General features: G+C 63.3%; 13 protein-coding genes and 1 tRNA gene. 9 read left to right on the top strand and 5 right to left on the bottom strand.

The genetic code is table 11. The features are described from left to right. The first annotated feature begins 6 nt into the window (after positions 1–6). The 3 genes from gcvP to RYZ20_RS10385 all read left to right on the top strand — a co-directional run bounded on the left by gcvP (position 7) and on the right by RYZ20_RS10385 (position 3518). On the top strand, positions 7–2838 hold the full coding sequence (gcvP, locus tag RYZ20_RS10395) for an aminomethyl-transferring glycine dehydrogenase (RefSeq protein ID WP_317673181.1): 2832 nt from the start codon (positions 7–9) through the stop codon (positions 2836–2838). Between the two features lie 96 nt (positions 2839–2934). Beyond that, complete coding sequence (trxC, locus tag RYZ20_RS10390) at positions 2935–3378, top strand: thioredoxin TrxC (protein ID WP_317673179.1); 444 nt, start codon at positions 2935–2937, stop codon at positions 3376–3378. Between the two features lie 64 nt (positions 3379–3442). Continuing rightward, positions 3443–3518: transfer RNA gene (locus tag RYZ20_RS10385), tRNA-Ala, on the top strand. Positions 3519–3636: 118 nt separating this feature from the next. Here RYZ20_RS10385 and RYZ20_RS10380 read toward each other — a convergent pair. After that, positions 3637–5943, bottom strand: a complete 2307-nt coding sequence (locus tag RYZ20_RS10380) for a Tex family protein (protein ID WP_317673177.1) — start codon at positions 5941–5943, stop codon at positions 3637–3639. Positions 5944–6085: 142 nt separating this feature from the next. Here RYZ20_RS10380 and RYZ20_RS10375 point away from each other — a divergent pair, with 142 nt between their 5' ends. Then, positions 6086–7072: a type I glyceraldehyde-3-phosphate dehydrogenase gene (locus tag RYZ20_RS10375; RefSeq protein ID WP_317673175.1), complete on the top strand. Its 987-nt coding sequence runs from the start codon at positions 6086–6088 to the stop codon at positions 7070–7072. On the opposite strand, the gene arsJ is transcribed toward RYZ20_RS10375, so the two are convergent. From arsJ to RYZ20_RS10360, 3 genes are read right to left on the bottom strand one after another with little or no spacing between them, the layout of a single operon-like run. Beyond that, a complete protein-coding gene (gene arsJ, locus RYZ20_RS10370; RefSeq protein WP_317673682.1) occupies positions 7069–8298 on the bottom strand; it encodes an organoarsenical effux MFS transporter ArsJ in 1230 nt (409 codons plus the stop codon). The genes RYZ20_RS10375 and arsJ overlap by 4 nt on opposite strands. A 2-nt stretch (positions 8299–8300) precedes the next feature. Continuing rightward, positions 8301–9305: an ArsJ-associated glyceraldehyde-3-phosphate dehydrogenase gene (locus tag RYZ20_RS10365; protein WP_317673173.1), complete on the bottom strand. Its 1005-nt coding sequence runs from the start codon at positions 9303–9305 to the stop codon at positions 8301–8303. Between the two features lie 11 nt (positions 9306–9316). Next, complete coding sequence (locus RYZ20_RS10360) at positions 9317–10141, bottom strand: metalloregulator ArsR/SmtB family transcription factor (RefSeq protein WP_317673171.1); 825 nt, start codon at positions 10139–10141, stop codon at positions 9317–9319. 426 nt (positions 10142–10567) lie between these two features. Here RYZ20_RS10360 and RYZ20_RS10355 point away from each other — a divergent pair, with 426 nt between their 5' ends. From RYZ20_RS10355 to RYZ20_RS10340, 4 genes are all read left to right on the top strand, one after another. Then, positions 10568–11563 (top strand): PAS domain-containing protein, encoded by a 996-nt coding sequence (locus RYZ20_RS10355; protein ID WP_317673169.1) that lies wholly within the window; start codon positions 10568–10570, stop codon positions 11561–11563. 122 nt (positions 11564–11685) lie between these two features. Next, the gene (locus tag RYZ20_RS10350) at positions 11686–13119 is read left to right on the top strand and encodes a sensor histidine kinase (protein ID WP_317673167.1); all 1434 of its coding nucleotides are present in this window, start codon (positions 11686–11688) and stop codon (positions 13117–13119) included. Next, positions 13103–13573, top strand: coding sequence for a response regulator (locus RYZ20_RS10345; RefSeq protein WP_317673165.1), 471 nt, complete (start codon positions 13103–13105; stop codon positions 13571–13573). Before RYZ20_RS10350 ends, RYZ20_RS10345 begins: the two co-directional genes overlap by 17 nt. A 1-nt stretch (position 13574) precedes the next feature. After that, entirely contained in the window at positions 13575–14642 is a 1068-nt protein-coding gene (locus tag RYZ20_RS10340; protein ID WP_317673163.1) for an ATP-binding protein, read from the top strand. Here the strand turns inward: RYZ20_RS10340 and RYZ20_RS10335 are convergent. Next, positions 14608–15330: a cobalamin biosynthesis protein CbiX gene (locus tag RYZ20_RS10335; protein WP_317673161.1), complete on the bottom strand. Its 723-nt coding sequence runs from the start codon at positions 15328–15330 to the stop codon at positions 14608–14610. The two genes, RYZ20_RS10340 and RYZ20_RS10335, sit on opposite strands and share 35 nt — an antisense overlap. A gap of 204 nt (positions 15331–15534) precedes the next feature. Here RYZ20_RS10335 and RYZ20_RS10330 point away from each other — a divergent pair, with 204 nt between their 5' ends. Beyond that, positions 15535–16461, top strand: coding sequence for a lipid A-modifier LpxR family protein (locus RYZ20_RS10330; protein WP_317673159.1), 927 nt, complete (start codon positions 15535–15537; stop codon positions 16459–16461). Positions 16462–16549 lie beyond the last annotated feature (88 nt).

The raw sequence follows: 16549 nt of genomic DNA, 5'->3' as shown, positions 1-16549 counted from the left end.
GAAAAAATGTTCACCCCCACGAATTACGACACCTACGATTTTGCCAACCGCCGCCACATCGGGCCTTCTCCGGCCGAGATGGAGGAGATGCTGAAGGTCGTGGGGGTGCAAAACCTCGACCAGTTGATCGACGAGACCGTGCCCAAGGCGATCCGCCAAGAGGCCGCGCTGTCGTGGAAACCGATGACCGAACACGCGATGCTGGCCAAGCTGCGCGGCGTTGCGGCGAAGAACAAGGTGATGACCTCGTTGATCGGGCAGGGCTATTACGGCACCGTCACGCCGCCCGCGATCCAGCGCAATATCCTTGAAAACCCCGCGTGGTATACGGCCTATACGCCCTATCAGCCCGAAATCGCGCAGGGCCGGCTCGAGGCGCTGTTGAACTATCAGACGATGGTCGCGGACCTGACCGGCCTTCCGGTTGCCAACGCCTCGCTTCTGGATGAGGCCACGGCGGCCGCCGAGGCGATGACGATGGCGCAGCGCTCGGCCAAATCGAAGGCGGGCGCGTTCTTTGTCGATGAAAACCTGCACCCGCAGACCATCGACGTGATCGAGACCCGCGCCGCCCCCTTGGGGATCGAGATTATCAAGGGCCAGCCCGAGGATATGGATGCGACCGCTGTCTTTGGCGCGATCTTCCAATACCCGGGCACCTATGGCCATGTGCGCGACTTCACCGCGCAATGCGAGGCGCTGCACGCGGCCAAGGCGGTGGCGATTGTCGCAACCGATCTGCTGGCGCTGTGCTTGCTGAAAGAGCCGGGCGCGATGGGCGCGGATATTGCCGTTGGGTCGGCGCAACGCTTTGGCGTGCCGATGGGCTTTGGCGGCCCGCACGCGGCCTTTATGTCGTGCCGCGATGATCTTAAGCGCGCGATGCCGGGGCGGATTGTGGGGGTTTCGGTCGATGCCAATGGCACGCCCGCCTATCGTCTGTCGCTGCAAACCCGCGAGCAGCATATCCGCCGCGAAAAGGCCACCTCGAACGTCTGCACTGCACAGGCTTTGCTGGCTGTCATGGCCTCGTTCTTTGCGGTGTTCCACGGGCCGAAGGGGCTGCGCTCGATTGCCGAGCGCGTGCATTTCAACACCGTGCGCCTGCGCGATGCGTTGGTGGCGGCCGGTGCGACGGTCGAGCCCGAGCACTTCTTCGACACGATCACCGTGAAGGTCGGCGTCGGGCAGTTGGGGATCCTGGCGGCGGCAGAGCTGCGCGGCATCAACCTGCGCAAGATCGGGCGTGACCGCGTGGGAATTTCGCTGGACGAACTGACGGACGACGATGTGCTGGCGCGCCTCTTGGACGCCTTCGGCATTGCCGAGCCGCCCAAGGCTTACAGCGCGCTTGGCCTGCCCGACGGGCTGTTGCGCGAGAGCCATTACCTGACCCATCCGGTGTTCCACATGAACCGCGCCGAATCCGAGATGATGCGCTACATGCGCCGCTTGTCGGATCGCGACCTTGCGCTGGACCGCGCGATGATCCCGCTTGGCTCGTGCACGATGAAGCTCAATGCCGCTGCCGAAATGGACCCGATTTCGTGGCCCGCCTTCTCGGCGCTGCACCCCTTTGCCCCCGCAACCCAGACCGAGGGCTACCGCGAGGTGATCGAGGATTTCACCGCCAAACTGTGCGAGATCACCGGCTATGACGCTTTCTCGATGCAGCCGAATTCCGGCGCGCAGGGCGAATATGCGGGGCTGTTGACCATCGCTGCCTATCACCGCGCCCGTGGCGAGGCGCATCGCGACATCTGCCTTATTCCGGTCTCGGCGCATGGCACCAATCCGGCCTCGGCGCATATGGCGGGGATGAAGGTTGTGGTGGTGAAATCCGCGCCCAACGGCGACGTGGATCTCGAGGATTTCGAGGCCAAGGCGCGCGAGGCGGGCGGCAATCTGGCGGCGTGCATGATTACCTATCCCTCGACGCATGGCGTGTTCGAGGAAACTGTGCGCCGGATCTGCGAAATCACGCATGAACACGGCGGTCAGGTCTATCTGGACGGCGCCAATATGAACGCGCTTGTGGGGCTTGTGAAGCCCGGTGAGGTTGGCTCGGACGTGAGCCACCTTAATCTGCACAAGACCTTCGCGATCCCGCATGGCGGCGGCGGTCCGGGCATGGGACCGATCGGCGTGAAATCGCATCTGGCGCCCTATCTGCCGGGTCATTCGGCCACGGGCGGCTCTGAGGGTGCGGTCTCGGCGGCACCCTACGGGTCGGCCTCGATCCTGCTGATTTCATGGGCCTATTGCCTGATGATGGGTGGCGAGGGGCTGACGCAGGCGACCCGCGTTGCGATCCTGAACGCGAACTATATCGCCGCGCGCCTGAAGCCTGCCTACCCGATCCTGTTCATGGGCAACCGTGGCCGTGTGGCGCATGAGTGCATTCTGGACACCCGCGCCTTTGGCGAGATCGGGGTGAGCGTGGATGACATCGCCAAGCGCCTGATGGATAACGGCTTCCACGCCCCCACGATGAGCTGGCCGGTTGCCGGCACGCTGATGGTGGAGCCGACGGAATCGGAAACCAAGGCCGAGATCGACCGCTTCATCACCGCGATGCTGGCGATCCGCGACGAGATTCAAGCCGTAGCGGATGGCGAATATCCGGTCGAGGATAGCCCACTGCGTCACGCGCCCCATACGGTCGCGGACCTCGTGGCTGACTGGACGCGCCCCTACACGCGCGAACAGGGCTGCTTCCCGCCCGCCTCGTTCCGGGTGGACAAATACTGGCCGCCGGTCGGGCGCGTGGACAACGTCTATGGCGACCGGAACCTGATCTGCACCTGCCCGCCGCTTGAGGCTTATGCCGCCGAATAAGGCCGCCTGAGGTCGCATCAATACACCGGAGCCGCCCTTGTAATCGCAAGGGCGGCTCCCAATATATTCGATAAGATGAATGTAATGGAGGCCGCTATGGCGCAATCTTTCCGCGTGACTTGCCTTGGGTGCGGGCAGGCGAACCGTGTGCCCTCGGAGAAGCTGGCGTCGGGGCCGAAATGCGGCACCTGCGGCGACAAGCTGGTGTCGGGCAAAGTGACCGAGATCGACGCCGGTATTCTGGCCAAAGCCGAAAAGGACGACCTGCCGCTTCTGGTCGATTTCTGGGCGCCGTGGTGCGGCCCGTGCCGCCAAATGGCGCCGCAATTCCAGACGGCTGCGGGGATGCTTGCGCCCCATGTGCGGCTGGCGAAACTGAACACGCAGGTGAACCCGCAGGCAACGCAGCGCTACCGGATTCAGGGGATACCATCGTTCATCCTGTTCGCGAAAGGCCGCGAGGTTGCCCGTGCCGCAGGTGCGCGTCCCGCGTCGGCATTGGTCGAGTTCGTGCGCTCCAAACTGCCCGCGATGGCCTGAGCCGCGTCAAGCGCCGCGCGAGCGCTTGACAAGCCCGCGCCGCTGCGCGAAATACCAATCAGTTGGGGCCGTAGCTCAGTTGGGAGAGCGCGTCGTTCGCAATGACGAGGTCAGGGGTTCGATCCCCCTCGGCTCCACCAATCTTCCCGCTTTCTTCGATTTGCGTGCTTTTGGGCATAGCCTTGCGCGACCCGCGTTCAGCGGGTTTTGCAGGCCGTGGGCAAACTATGGTGGTCGTGCGCTATGGGGCGGGCAAGGTCACTTCTTGCGCATCGCCGCCAGAAGCGCATCCCCTAGCGCGCCTCCGCCCGAGCCTTTGGGCGCACTGGTTTGGGGCGGGCGCTTGCCGCCGCCGCGCGGACCTTTGGGGGGCGTGTCGCGCGGGCCTTTCGGCGGAGCGGTTGCACCATCCTTGCGCATCGACAGGCCGATGCGCTTGCGCGGGATGTCGACCTCGGTCACGCGGACCTTTACGATGTCGCCTGCCTTCACCACCTCATGCGGGTCTTTGACAAAGCGGTCGGCAAGCTGGCTGACATGGACCAGCCCGTCCTGATGCACGCCGATGTCGACAAAGGCACCAAAGGCCGCGACATTCGTCACCGTTCCTTCCAGCATCATGCCGGGTTTCAGGTCCGAGATGGTTTCAACGCCATCGGTGAAGCTTGCGGTCTTAAAGCTGGGTCGCGGGTCGCGGCCCGGTTTCTCCAGTTCGGCAAAGATGTCGCGCACGGTCGGCAGACCGAAGGCGCCGTCGACGAATTGCTCGGCCCGCAGACCGCGCAGGGCCTCGGGGTGGCCCATGATCTCGCGGATGTCGCGCCCGCAGGCCTTCACTACGCGGCGCGCCACGTCATAGGCCTCTGGGTGGACGGACGAGGCATCCAGCGGCTCGGCCCCGTCGCGGATACGCAGGAAGCCTGCGCATTGCTCGAACGCCTTGGGGCCGATGCCTGCGACCTTCATCAGTGCCTTACGGGACGCGAAGGCCCCCACCGCATCACGATGCGCGACAATGGCCTGCGCCAGCGACGGCCCCAACCCCGCGACATGCGCAAGCAAGGGGGCAGAGGCGATATTCAGGTCAACGCCGACCGCGTTCACCGCATCTTCGACCACGGCTTCCAGCGTTTGCGCAAGGCGGCGCTGGTCCACGTCATGCTGATACTGGCCAACGCCGATGCTTTCGGGGGTGATTTTCACCAGCTCGGCCAGCGGGTCTTGCAGCCGCCGCGCAATCGAGACCGCACCGCGCAGCGACACGTCAAGATCGGGGAACTCACGCGCCGCCAGTTCCGAGGCCGAATAGACCGACGCCCCCGCCTCGGAGACCACAACCTTGGTGGGCTTCGGTCCCTCGGGCAGCAGTTTGATCGTGTCCGAGACCAGCCGCTCGGTCTCGCGGCTGGCGGTGCCGTTGCCAATCGCGATCAGCTCGACCCCGTGGCGGCGGATCAGCTCGATGATCTTGGCCTCGGACCCGCGAATGTCGTTTTTCGGCTGGAACGGATAAATCGTCGCCGTCTCCAAAAGCTTGCCGGTCGCATCCACGACCGCAGCCTTCACGCCGGTGCGGATGCCCGGATCAAGGCCAAGTGTTGCGCGCGCCCCCGCGGGGGCCGCCAGCAGCAGGTCTTTCAGGTTGCGCGCAAACACCGTGATCGCCTCTTCATGGGCGCGGCGGCGCAGGTCGGACAAAAGGTCGATATACATCGACAGCGACAGCTTGATCCGCCATGTCCAGCTTGCGGCATCGCGCAGCCAGGTGTCGCCCGCGCCGTTGCCTTTGATGCCGATCGCGTTGCACACCATACCGATGGCGCGATCTTTGCCGGTCTCGGGGTCGGGGGCAATGTCGACCGTCACAACCTCTTCTTTCGAGGCGCGCAGGATTGCCAATGCGCGGTGCGACGGGATCGTTGCCCATTTCTCGCGGTGGTCGAAATAGTCCGAGAATTTGGCGCCAGCCTCTTCCTTGCCCGGCACGACGCGGGCGGCAATAAAGGCGTCCGCCTGCATGAAGGCGCGCAGGGTTCCCAGCAGTTCGGCGTTTTCCGTCAGCTCTTCGGCCAGAATATCGCGCGCGCCGTCCAGCGCCTCTTTCACGCCCGCGACTGCCTCTGACAGATAGCCTTGGGCCAGTTGCGCTGGCTCGGCCGCGCGGTTGTCCTGAATGGCGCGCAACAGCGGCTCCAGCCCGTTTTCGCGCGCGATCATCGCCTTGGTGCGGCGCTTCGGGCGGAAGGGCAGGTAAATATCCTCCAGCGTTGCCTTGCTGTCGGCCTGCGCGATGCGCCGCGCCAGATCGTCGGTCAGCTTGCCCTGATCCCTGATCGAGCCGAGAATCGTCACGCGCCGTGCCTCCATCTCGCGCAGATAGGTCAGCCGGTCGGCCAGTGTCCGAAGCTGCGTGTCATCAAGCCCGCCCGTGACCTCTTTGCGGTAACGCGCCACAAAAGGCACGGTCGCGCCGCCATCCAGAAGGCCCGCCGCCGCGATGACCTGCGCGGGGCTGGCGGTGATTTCGGTGGCGATGGTGCGGGCGATACGCTGGGTCGTGTCCAAGGAGGCCTCCTGATGTGCGAAGGGCTGTCATAGCTTCTGCTGCCGCCCGCGCCAAGGGCGCACGCGCGTTTGAACGGATACAATCGGGTGCTTTTCTCGCGCGCAAAGGCCGCGTAGAACTGCGCCAACAAGGGAGCGGAACATGCGCGTATTCATCAACGGATTGGGCCGGATCGGGCGCTCGGTGCTGCGCGCGTGGCTGCAAGAGCGCGCAGCCGGCGGGCCGCGCTGGAAGGGGCTGGAGGTCGTCGGGCTGAACGACATCGCCGCTCCCGATATTTGCGCCTACCTTTTTGAATACGATAGCGTTTTCGGGGTCTGGAAAGGATCGGTCGAGCAGCGTTCGGATGCGCTTGTGATCGACGGGCATGTGTTGCCACTGTCGCGCGTCGATGACCTGAGCAAGCTGGATCTGGCGGGCGTGGATGTGGTGCTGGAATGCACCGGCCGCGCGGTGACGCCTGCGATCGCGGGGCAGGGGCTGGCGGCGGGGGCGTCGCGCGTGCTGATCTCGGGGCCGTCGCCTGCGGCCGATCTGACGCTGGTGATGGGGGCGAATGACGCGGCGCTGAAGGACCAGTTGATCGTGTCGAATGCCAGCTGCACGACGAACGCGCTGGCGCCGCTGGCGAAGGTGCTGCACGCGCGTTTCGGAGTGGTTTCCGGGACGATGACGACGATCCATTGCTACACTGGCAGCCAGCCGACGGTGGACGCGCCGCAGGGCGATTTCGCCCGCTCGCGCGCGGCCGCTTTGTCGATGGTGCCAACGACGACTTCGGCAGGGCGCTTGATGGATGAGGTTCTGCCCGAAATCGCGGGACGCATTCTGGCGCAGGCGGTGCGGGTGCCGACGGCCAGCGTGTCCGCCGTTGACCTTGCGGTGATGCTGGAGTGTCCAGTTAGTGCCGAGGCGGTGAACGCGGCGCTGGCGGGGACGGGTGGCGTGATTGGTGTGACGACGAAGCCCTTGGTCAGCTCGGACCTGCGCGCGCGGCCTGAAAGTATCGTCATGGCGCTGCCCGAAACGCGGGTGGCGGCAGGGGGGCTTGTGCGGGTCTTTGGCTGGTATGACAACGAGTGGGGGTTCTCGAACCGGATGCTCGATGTCGCCTGCAAGATGGGCTAGGCCCGCAGGCGCCGCACCGAGACCCAGCTTGCCGCCGCCAGTGCGCCCGCGGTTGCCAGACACAGCGGCAGCCCGCCGATCTGATAGCTGACCCCTGACAAAAGCGTGCCCAAAAGCCGCCCGCCCGCATTGGCCATATAATAGAAGCCCACGTCCATCGTGACCCGTTCCGCCCCCGCAAAAGCGAGGATCAGGTAGGAATGGACCGAGGAATTCACCGCAAAGACAAAGCCGAAGGCCAAGAGCCCCAGAACCAGTGTGATCGTCAGCCAAGCCGCTGGTTCGCCCGCGATCAGCGCGCAAATCGCCAACGCAAAGGGGAGCGGCGTCAGGTATCCCGCCCAATGGCTGGCGGTGGTGACGATCTCGGCCTCGGGGCGGGATTTTGCGCGCAACAGGCGGGGCGCATAGGCCTGCACCGCGCCATAGCCGATGATCCAAAGCGCCATAAAGCCGCCGATCAGGAAAAACGCGCTGCTTTGCCCGTCGGTGCCGTGCGTGAGTGCAGCCTCGAAATAGACGGGGATGCCGACGACGAACCACACGTCGCGCGCGCCAAACAGGAACATCCGCGCGAGGCTGAGCTGGTTGATGCGCCTGTCGCGCGACCAGACGGACGAGAATTTTGCGTCCTTGCGGCCAGCAGGCAGGCCTGCGGGCATGAGCAGCACGACGCCCGCCAGGATTGCGGCGAGAATGGCGGCCATCCCCCAAAGTGCAGGCGCGAACCCCGCCAAGGCCAGTAGCGCCGCGCCCAGGAAAAAGCCCGCGCCCTTGACCGCGTTTTTCGACCCCGTCAGCACCGCGACCCAATGGAACAGCGCGCCATCGCCTTTGGGGGCCAGCAGTTTGACCGCGGATTTCGATGACATTTTTGCCAGATCCTTGGCCACCCCGCTTGCGCCTTGCACCGCCATGACAAAGGCGACTGACGCGGGGATGCTCCAACCCGGATCAAGCTGCGCCAGTGCAAGAAGCGCCGCGATCTGCAATGCCAGCCCGCCATAAAGCGTGGATGCCAGCCCGAAACGCGCGGCAATCCAGCCTGCGGTCAGGTTTGTCACGATGCCCGCGACCTCATAGAGCAGGAACAGCCATGCAAGCTGAACGGGCGAAAACCCGAGCGTGTTAAAGTGCAAAAGCACCAGCATCCTCAAAGCGCCGTCCGACAGCATGAAGGCCCAATAGGCCGCCGTCACCGCCACATAGGCGCGCATCCCCGACATGCTCACATCGACCCCGCGACCATGCGCGCAATATCGGCCAGACGGCAGGCATAGCCCCATTCGTTGTCATACCACGCGTAGATTTTGACCTGCGTGCCGTTGATGACCATGGTCGAGGCCGCGTCGATAATCGAAGAGCGCGGGTCGTTGGTGTAATCGGTCGAGACCAGCGGGCGCGGCTCGTATCCCAGAATGCCCGTCAGCGGGCCTTCGGCGGCGGCCTTGAAAAGAGCATTGACCTCTTCGGCGGTGGTGGGGCGCTCGACCTCGAAGACGCAATCGGTGAGCGACGCATTCAACAGCGGCACCCGCACGGCATGGCCGTTCAGGCGGCCCTTCAGCTCGGGGTAGATCAGCGTGATTGCCGTGGCGGAGCCGGTCGTTGTCGGGATCAGGTTGGTCAGGGCAGAGCGCGCGCGGCGCATGTCTTTCGCGGGGCGGTCAACGATGGTCTGCGTGTTGGTGACATCGTGGATCGTGGTGATCGAGCCGTGTTTGATGCCCAGATTTTCGTGGATCACCTTGACGACCGGGGCAAGGCAATTGGTCGTGCAGCTTGCCGCGGTGACTAGGTTGTGCGCGCCCGCGTCGTAAAGATCATGGTTGATGCCGTAGACGATATTCAGCGCGCCGCCGTCCTTGACCGGCGCCGAGACCACAACCTTTTTCACGCCCGCCGCAAAATAGGGGGCGATCTTGGCCTCGGTCTTGAACGCGCCCGAGCAGTCGATCACAAGATCAATGCCCAGTTCTGCCAGCGGCAGGTCTTCGATCCGGCGCTCGGCGGTCAGGCGGATGCGCTGGCCGTTCAGGGTCAGGCTGTCGTCGTCATGCGAAATATCAGCTTTCCAGCGCCCGTGGATGCTGTCGAATTCAAGCAAAAGCGCGTGTTGCTCGGGCGTGCCAACGGGGTCGTTCAGAAGCACGATTTCGGCGCCCGCGTCGATCAGGTTACGAAGCGCAAGCTTGCCGATGCGGCCAAGGCCATTGAGGGCGATACGGGGCATGGGATGGTCCTTTATTCCTGGTCGAGGCTGATGCGGTCGAGGCGGTTTTGCAGGGAAAGCCGGTCAAGCCCGGCAATCGGTAGCGCCGCGAAGGCGGTGATCCGGCGGTTCAGTTCCGAAAACGCGGTCGCATAGGCCAGCGCGCGTTCGGCCTCGGAGCCGGTGGCGAGGTTCGGGTCTTTGACGCCCCAATGCGCGGTCAGCGGCTGGCCGGGCCAGGGCGCACATTCCTCGGCGGCGGCGGCATCGCAGACAGAAAAGACGAAATCCATCTGCGGCGCGTCGGGGGAGCGGAAGCCGGCGGCGTCTTTTGAACACAGGGATGACGTGTCGAACCCTTGGCGCGCCAGCAGTTCCAGCACCGCCGGTATGGGACCCCGCGCTGGCGTCGTCCCTGCCGAAAACGCGCGAAATCGTCCCGCGCCGATCCGGTTCAGGATCGCCTCGGCCATGATGGAACGCGCCGAATTGGCGGTGCACAGAAACAGCACGTTGAAAGGGGCGGCGGCCCGCTGCGCCCCTTCGGCAACCAACCGGCTGTGCAGATCGGGGCGCGAGCGGCCGCAATCCGTTACCAGATAATCAACCAGCGCCGCTGTCTGCGTCAGATCGACCGTGTAAATCAGCGCGCGGCCTTCGCGGCGCGAAGAGATCAGCCCTGCTTGTTCCAGCGTCGCCAGATAATGTGACAGGGTATTCGCCTTGAGGTTCAGCGCAGCCGCGATTTCTGTGGGTCTTGCGCCCGTCGGGGCACGGCGCATCAGCAGCCGGAATACAGCCAGTCGACCAGGCTGCCCGAGGGCGGTAAATGCGGTGATTGCAGTAGTTAATTCCATAATTCAGGAATTATCGAGAATGTAGGCGGGCGGCAAATGAAAGTTTTGTAACGCGCGCGGGTTTGATGAAAACGTAGAGCAACAAATACACGCATAAGTTGAAATTGATGAGATGGTAAAATTGCCCTCCTAATTTTTGAAAGCGGAATTTTGTTTCTCTTGTGCCGGTTTCTCGACGCTCTCCGAGTGTATATCTTTCAGCATTTAAAGGGTGGGTGCTGTGGCGGGGCGGCCTGGGCCGGTATTTTTGTATCCTTGCGGGAAACGCTGTTTTTCAGAATCATTCAAACAAATGCAATCACGCGGCGAATTTATCTATTTGATAAGTTCGAAATGATTGTTATCCTACCAAAGTATTGGTTGCGCTATCTAAGGATGGCTTTGGCGATTTTTTCCCGATGATGCCTGTCCAGATGTTTGGTTGCCATGAACTTCTCCGCACCCGCGTATATCATCCAGAACGAGAGCCTCGGAATTGTCGGGGCCAGCGAAGGGTTTTCCTTACTTGTCGGGAGTGCTCTACCTGAGGTTGTGGGTCGTTCGCTGGGCGATTTCATCGTCGAGGAAGATCGCTACCTGTTCCAGCGCGCGCAGGTCCGATACCTGCAGGACCGGCGCAATCATCGTGCGGTCTGGCGGCTGGCGCGTCGCAGTGGCGGGCCGGTTTCGGTGGTGATAACCTCGGCCGAGGTCGAGACCGACGCGGGCGTGCGCGTTGTCGCTTCTTTCGAAGATGCAACGGGGGATGAAGTCGTTGCTCTGCCGCGTTCGGACGGCGAGACTTATGATGCGCTGTTACTGGCGCGGAGTTTCCTCAATCACCAGATTACCAGCCCACTGAACTCGATGCGCGGTCTCTTTGCAACGCTGCGCGCGGGCGAGGAGGCGTCGATTGTTGCGCTTTTGCCGAAGATCACAGCGCGCCTTGACCGGATGGTTTCGGATTGTCAGACGGTTGCGCGCGAGTTTGTCTATCTGGCCGATGCAACCAGCGGCCATGTGGCGATTGCCCGGGATGTCCTGATTGCGCGTGTCGAGGCGATGTTGCGCGATGCGGCAATGGACATCGGATGCGTCGAGGTGGATGTCATCGGCGCGCGCGATGTGGCGGTCTCGCTGGAAACTCTGGATGCGATGGTCTGGAACGTGCTGGCGCTATGCGACGAGGCGCAGGGAACGGGCTGCGTGCGGATGATTTTTGGCGACAGCTATTTGCACCTGTCCATCTCGGCGCCCGATGCGCCGGAGGTGAATCTTCTCGATCAAACGCAGCTCGATGGTTGCGCGTCGCATATGTCGACGGCGCCGATCCGCGAGAGATTTCTGATGTGTCAGCTACGCTCGGCGGTCCGGCGTCTGGGATTGCAGCTGACATTCGAACCGGCCCCCATGTGCGTAGGGGGCGCAGTGGGGGCGCCATAACGCAAGGAGAAAAGGCGCAGGGTTTTACCTGCAACGAGGGTCACAGGATGGGCGATCAGCCGCCGGAATCTGGCAAGCGCATTTTCGCTGCCGGTGTTTCGTTGTTTTTAATTTGTTTTGAATTGCTGCGGGATATTCTTCCCGCGGCACTGCCGGAGATTGCACAGGTCTTTGCGCCGCTGCCGGTGGGGCAGCCGGTGCTTGCGTTCATGCTGCTGCTGGTGCTGACCGCTTATGCGGTGGAGGAGTATCCCGCGCTCACGGTCGTGGGAGAGGTCTGCGCCGGTCTGATCTATCTGACCTTCGCTGCGGCTGTTCTGGCTTATCTTGGCGGCGCCAATCTGTTTGCCGCAGTGGGGGGGCGCGAAGCCGGAGCGGAGCTTGCCGGTGTGCCCTCGTTTGCCGGGTTGTTTTCCGCTGTGGTGCTGGTGCGACTGCGTAAACGCCAGGATCTGAATACGCCGTTCTATATGGTGCGGGTCTATGTGGTGATGTGCCTGGCCGTCTATTCTCTTCTGCTGCGGGTGATCCCCTGGCCGTCTTCGATCGAAGGGGTTGGCGATCGCGGTATGTCGGCGTTCTCGGCGGCGCTTGTGCTTTGTGTTCTGGCTGCCCGCGTGCCAGTGGCCAGGCACCTTTCAATCGCGCGCGGCTATGGTGTGGAGATCGCCCTGGCGGTGACCTTTGTCCTGTCTCTCTATTGGCTGGCAGGCGGGCTGGTGTTCGCGGGAACGGTTGAAAAGCTGCTGACCCTTGGATGGTTCGCACTGAACAGCTTTGCGCTGTGGAAGCTTGGTTCTGTGGCGGATCAGAACCGGCGGCTTCTGGCCATCAAAGAGCGCCAGATCGTCCAGCTGAACGAGAAGCGGCAGAAGTTGCGGGTGCTGAGCCATTCGCTGTCGCACGATCTGCGCTCTCCGATCCGCAATGCGCGGACCTTGCATCAATATCGCGACGAATTGCGCGCGGAGGGCGGAGGCGGGATCAAGGATGTGGATGCGCGGCTGACCCAGAACCTCGATCGGGCGATGGCTCTGTCCGAGGTCTTTGTGCGCTATCTGACGCTTGGGGATGCGCCTGTGCGGGCCGAGGTTTTGGACCTGCGCCAGACGCTTGCGCCGATTGCGGCGCGGTTCGCGGGGCGAGTGCCGGTCGCCTTGGGGGCGATGGAGGATGCGCGCATCATTGCCGAGCGCGAGGGCTTCGAGCGGGTTGTCGAAAACCTGTTGGAAAACGCGCTCAGGCATAATCCCGACACGCCCTCGCTCGAGGTCCGCATCGAGGGCGAGGTTCTGGCGGGCGGGCGCTACAGGCTTCGGATTTGCGATAACGGTATCGGCATTCCGGCGGAATTCCGCGAGCGTGTTTTCCAGCCGTTCGAGACCCTGCGCCCGAAGTCGCAGACCGGGTCAAGCGGGCTTGGGTTGGCGATCTGTCAGGATCTGATGGCGCGGGTTGACGGGGCGATCTCGGTGCATGATGGCGCTTTGGGGGGCGCCTGTTTCGATCTGGATTTTGTTTTGGCGAAGGAGGGGGCGCATGTCGGATCAGGTTAAAATTCTAGTCCTCGAGGATGACGATCTGGACCAGTTCATTATCCGGCGCGGGTTCCGGATGCGTCGGATTGCGAACCCGCTGATCTTCGTCAAGGACGGGTTCGAGGGGCTTGCGGTGCTGGACCGGCTTTATCGCGAGGACGGCGGGGCGTTTTCGGTGGTTGTCTTATGCGACATCAATATGCCGCGGATGAACGGGTTCGAGTTTATCCATGCAATCAAGAGGATAGAGCGCTTCAAGCGGATACCTGTCTTTGTTTTGACCTCGTCCGAGAACCAGCTCGACATCGACCGCGCCTATGAGGCGGGCGCTGTGGGCTATATGATCAAGCAAAATGCCGGCGATGCTTTCGTCGACGCGGTCGAGATGTTGGGGCTGTGGATCAAGGTCTCGTTGCTGCCCGGCCCCGGCGCAGACGGACCCGAGGGCACAGGCGAGGGGGCGGGCAGTTAGCATGGATCGAATTGTTGTTGTCGAGGATGACGTTATCGACCAGATCCTTGTGCGCCAGCATCTGGCCCTTGTCGCGCCGGGTGCCGAGGTCGATGTCTATTCCAGCGCGGACGGGTTTCTGGAGGCCAAGCTCGCGGGTTGGGAGGGTGAAGTCGCGTTTATCTTCGATTTCAATGTTGGCGGGATGTCGACCATTCCGCTTATCCGCGAGCTGCGCTCGGATACCAACGCCTTTGCGATTGCGCCGATCATCCTGATGACAGGGATGTCGTCGCGCCATGTCTCGGCGGCGGCGGTGACCTCGGGGATCGACGAGTTGCTGTTCAAGCAGGATCTCTCGATCGACAGTTTGCAGCGCGCCTTGATGCGGGCGCGCGAGGCCTCGCGCCACCGGCTGCAGCGCGCCGAGCAGGTGGACCGCCTGCGCGAGATCGGGCGGATGCTGGCGCATGACCTGCGCTCGCCGATCTATGGCTTGCTGCTGAGCGCCGAATACATCCGCGACAAGGAAAACCTGCCCGAGGACGTGCGCACCTTCGCGGACAAGATGTATCACGCAGCCTTTCAGGCGATGGAGTTGATCGCCGAGCGGGTCGAGACGCTGCAATACGATGCCATCGCGCTCGAGGGGGCTTTGACTGACGCGGTGACGCTTGAGGATATTCTCGACGAGTTGCACGCGCTCCATACCCCCTCGCTCACACGGATTGGCGGTAAAATCGTCCACAAGCGCCTTGCCCGCATCGACGCCGATCAGACGGTGGTCAAGCAGATCCTCGCCAATCTGATCGACAATTCGATCAAGGCGCATGGGGTGGAGCCATTGGTGGTCGAGATCAACGTCAAACGCCGCAAGGACGGGTCTGTCCTGACGCTCAGGGATAATGGCGTGGGCATCGCGCCCGAGCGGATTTGCCAGCTGTTCCAAAGCTCGCACGGGGTTTACGGTAACGGTCTGCCCTATGTGGCGGGGATGATGGCGCGCCTGGGTGGCGAGATTTCATGCGAGAGCGACGGCAAGTCGTTCACCTGCTTCACGCTGGTTTTTCCGGCGGCAACGATGGATTAACCGCGCGCGTCAGTGCGGCGGCGATCAGGGCGGCGGTCTCGGGCCAGTCGATAAAGGGTGGCAGGACGGGGCCGTCAAATCCGGCGCTTGCCAGTGCGGCGGGAACGTCGTCGAGCACATGACCCGCGTTTAGTGCAAAATATTGCAGGCAGATCGCTTGACCAAGCCCCACGGCGGTGGGTTGCAAAAACGGCTCTTGCTCGACAAAGCCCGCGCGGACAAGCCGGAAGGGCAGGCGCTGCGACAGGGTCTCGGCCAGCGCAAGGGTGGTCTCGGCGCTGGTGCGGGATACCGAACTGCCATGCGCGGCAACCAGAAGCGCAGTATCCTTGGCGCGCCATCCTTGCTGCGCCAGCTCGCGGTCAAGGCGCTGCCCGATAGCTGAAACCAGCCCCGCTTCGGTGCCGAACGGGGCCACCTGTGTTACTGCCCGCCCGTTCAGGCGGTCTTTCAAAATCTTGCCGGTGAAATAGCCCCGCGCCATGAAGAACGGATAGAGAAGCGGCGCGTCGAGCCCTTCAAGCGCGGCGTCGAACCGCCCTTCGGCGGCCAGTGTTGCCCCGCGCACGGTCCAGCCCGGAAGCTGCGCCTGCACCTGAGCCGCCAGCGTCCGAAGCGCGGCCTCTTGCGGGACGGGGTCGGACGGGCTGCCATGAGCGACGATCACGGCGCAATTCGGGGTGGGCATGGGCTGGCTCCTTGGCTGACGGCTGTTTGTCGCTGCAAATGCGCGGCGGGTCAACGCGCCCTTATGATGTTGCGCCGCGCCCACAGTGAGCGGGTGCCGTGCGGCAAGGGGTCGCGCCTGCCCATTTCCTGCCGTAATCCCCTGTTAGCCGGCTTTCAAAGGCAGGTGACTCTCCGGCGCGCCGGACGAACAGGGGCAGAGTTCATGAGATATGTAACCACGCTGATCGCGGGGATTTTGGCGATTTCCATGCTGGCGGGCAGCGCTCAGGCCGAAGAAGGCTTCGCGCGACGCACGCTTGGCTGGGGGCATGTGTTCAATAATGATTATATCGGCGACGGGGCGGACCGCTGGCAGACGGGGTCGTATTTCCTCTCGGTGCTGCGTGGCTCGCGCTGGACGGGGGAGCTGCCCGATAGTCCGTTCTCGGTGATGGAATACCGCTTTGGCACCTCAATCATCGCGCCCACCGATCTGGTGGCGCCTGCGGCGATTGACCGGCGCTATGTCGGGCGGCTGCATTTCGGCGCGAACACCTATTGGCAGGCGCATGGGGCCGAGCTGCGCCTCGGGCTTGGCGCGGTGACGATCGGTCCGGGCACTGGCGTCTCTGATCTGCACGGCACCTTCCACCGCTGGTTCTCGGCGCCGCAGCCCTTGGTGGCGGCGAACGAGTTGGGCAACCGGATTATCCCCGTGGCCTCGGCCGAGGCCGCGCGCGATTACCGGCTTGGGGCTGCGGTGATCCGCCCCTTCGTGGCGGCCCGGGCGGGGGATGAAGAGATCCTGCGCGCGGGCGTCGATCTGTCCTTCGGGCCGCGCGAAGAAGGCGCTTTGTGGTTGCGCGACGAGATCACGGGCCAGCGCTACGTCGGGATTTCGGGGCAGGAGATCGCGCCGCCCTGGGCCTTTACCATCGGTGCGGATGCCGCGCGGGTGTTCGGCTCGGACTACTTCCCCGCCGCTGATGGCGTCGATTTCGAGGAAACCCGCTACCGCGCCCGTGCGGGTGTGAATATGCGTTTCGGCGGTATGGGGCTGTTTTACGGACTGACCTGGCTCTCCGAGGAATTCGTCGGCCAGCCCGAGGGGCAGGTGCTTGGCTCGCTCCGGTTCCGGATGAATTTCTGACGTCTCCAAGGTTTTGCCACAATTGTTAACAAAGGGGATTCACACGACGAATCACCCGTGTTAGCCTGACCCTAATCAAGGACCAAAA

The organism is Pseudothioclava alba, from assembly GCF_033100795.1.
GTDB lineage: Bacteria > Pseudomonadota > Alphaproteobacteria > Rhodobacterales > Rhodobacteraceae > Pseudothioclava.
Note: the sequence above shows the minus strand (reverse complement) of the source record. Positions and strands in the feature narration are given on the sequence as shown.

Coding starts and splice junctions, on each gene's coding strand:
- RYZ20_RS10365 (WP_317673173.1), bottom strand. CDS start 9,305: ATGCCCCGTATCGCCCTCAATGGCCTTGGCCGCATCGGCAAGCTTGCG.
- RYZ20_RS10360 (WP_317673171.1), bottom strand. CDS start 10,141: ATGGAATTAACTACTGCAATCACCGCATTTACCGCCCTCGGGCAGCCT.
- RYZ20_RS10375 (WP_317673175.1), top strand. CDS start 6,086: ATGCGCGTATTCATCAACGGATTGGGCCGGATCGGGCGCTCGGTGCTG.
- RYZ20_RS10335 (WP_317673161.1), bottom strand. CDS start 15,330: ATGCCCACCCCGAATTGCGCCGTGATCGTCGCTCATGGCAGCCCGTCC.
- RYZ20_RS10340 (WP_317673163.1), top strand. CDS start 13,575: ATGGATCGAATTGTTGTTGTCGAGGATGACGTTATCGACCAGATCCTT.
- RYZ20_RS10355 (WP_317673169.1), top strand. CDS start 10,568: ATGAACTTCTCCGCACCCGCGTATATCATCCAGAACGAGAGCCTCGGA.
- trxC (WP_317673179.1), top strand. CDS start 2,935: ATGGCGCAATCTTTCCGCGTGACTTGCCTTGGGTGCGGGCAGGCGAAC.
- arsJ (WP_317673682.1), bottom strand. CDS start 8,298: ATGTCGGGGATGCGCGCCTATGTGGCGGTGACGGCGGCCTATTGGGCC.
- gcvP (WP_317673181.1), top strand. CDS start 7: ATGTTCACCCCCACGAATTACGACACCTACGATTTTGCCAACCGCCGC.
- RYZ20_RS10345 (WP_317673165.1), top strand. CDS start 13,103: ATGTCGGATCAGGTTAAAATTCTAGTCCTCGAGGATGACGATCTGGAC.
- RYZ20_RS10330 (WP_317673159.1), top strand. CDS start 15,535: ATGAGATATGTAACCACGCTGATCGCGGGGATTTTGGCGATTTCCATG.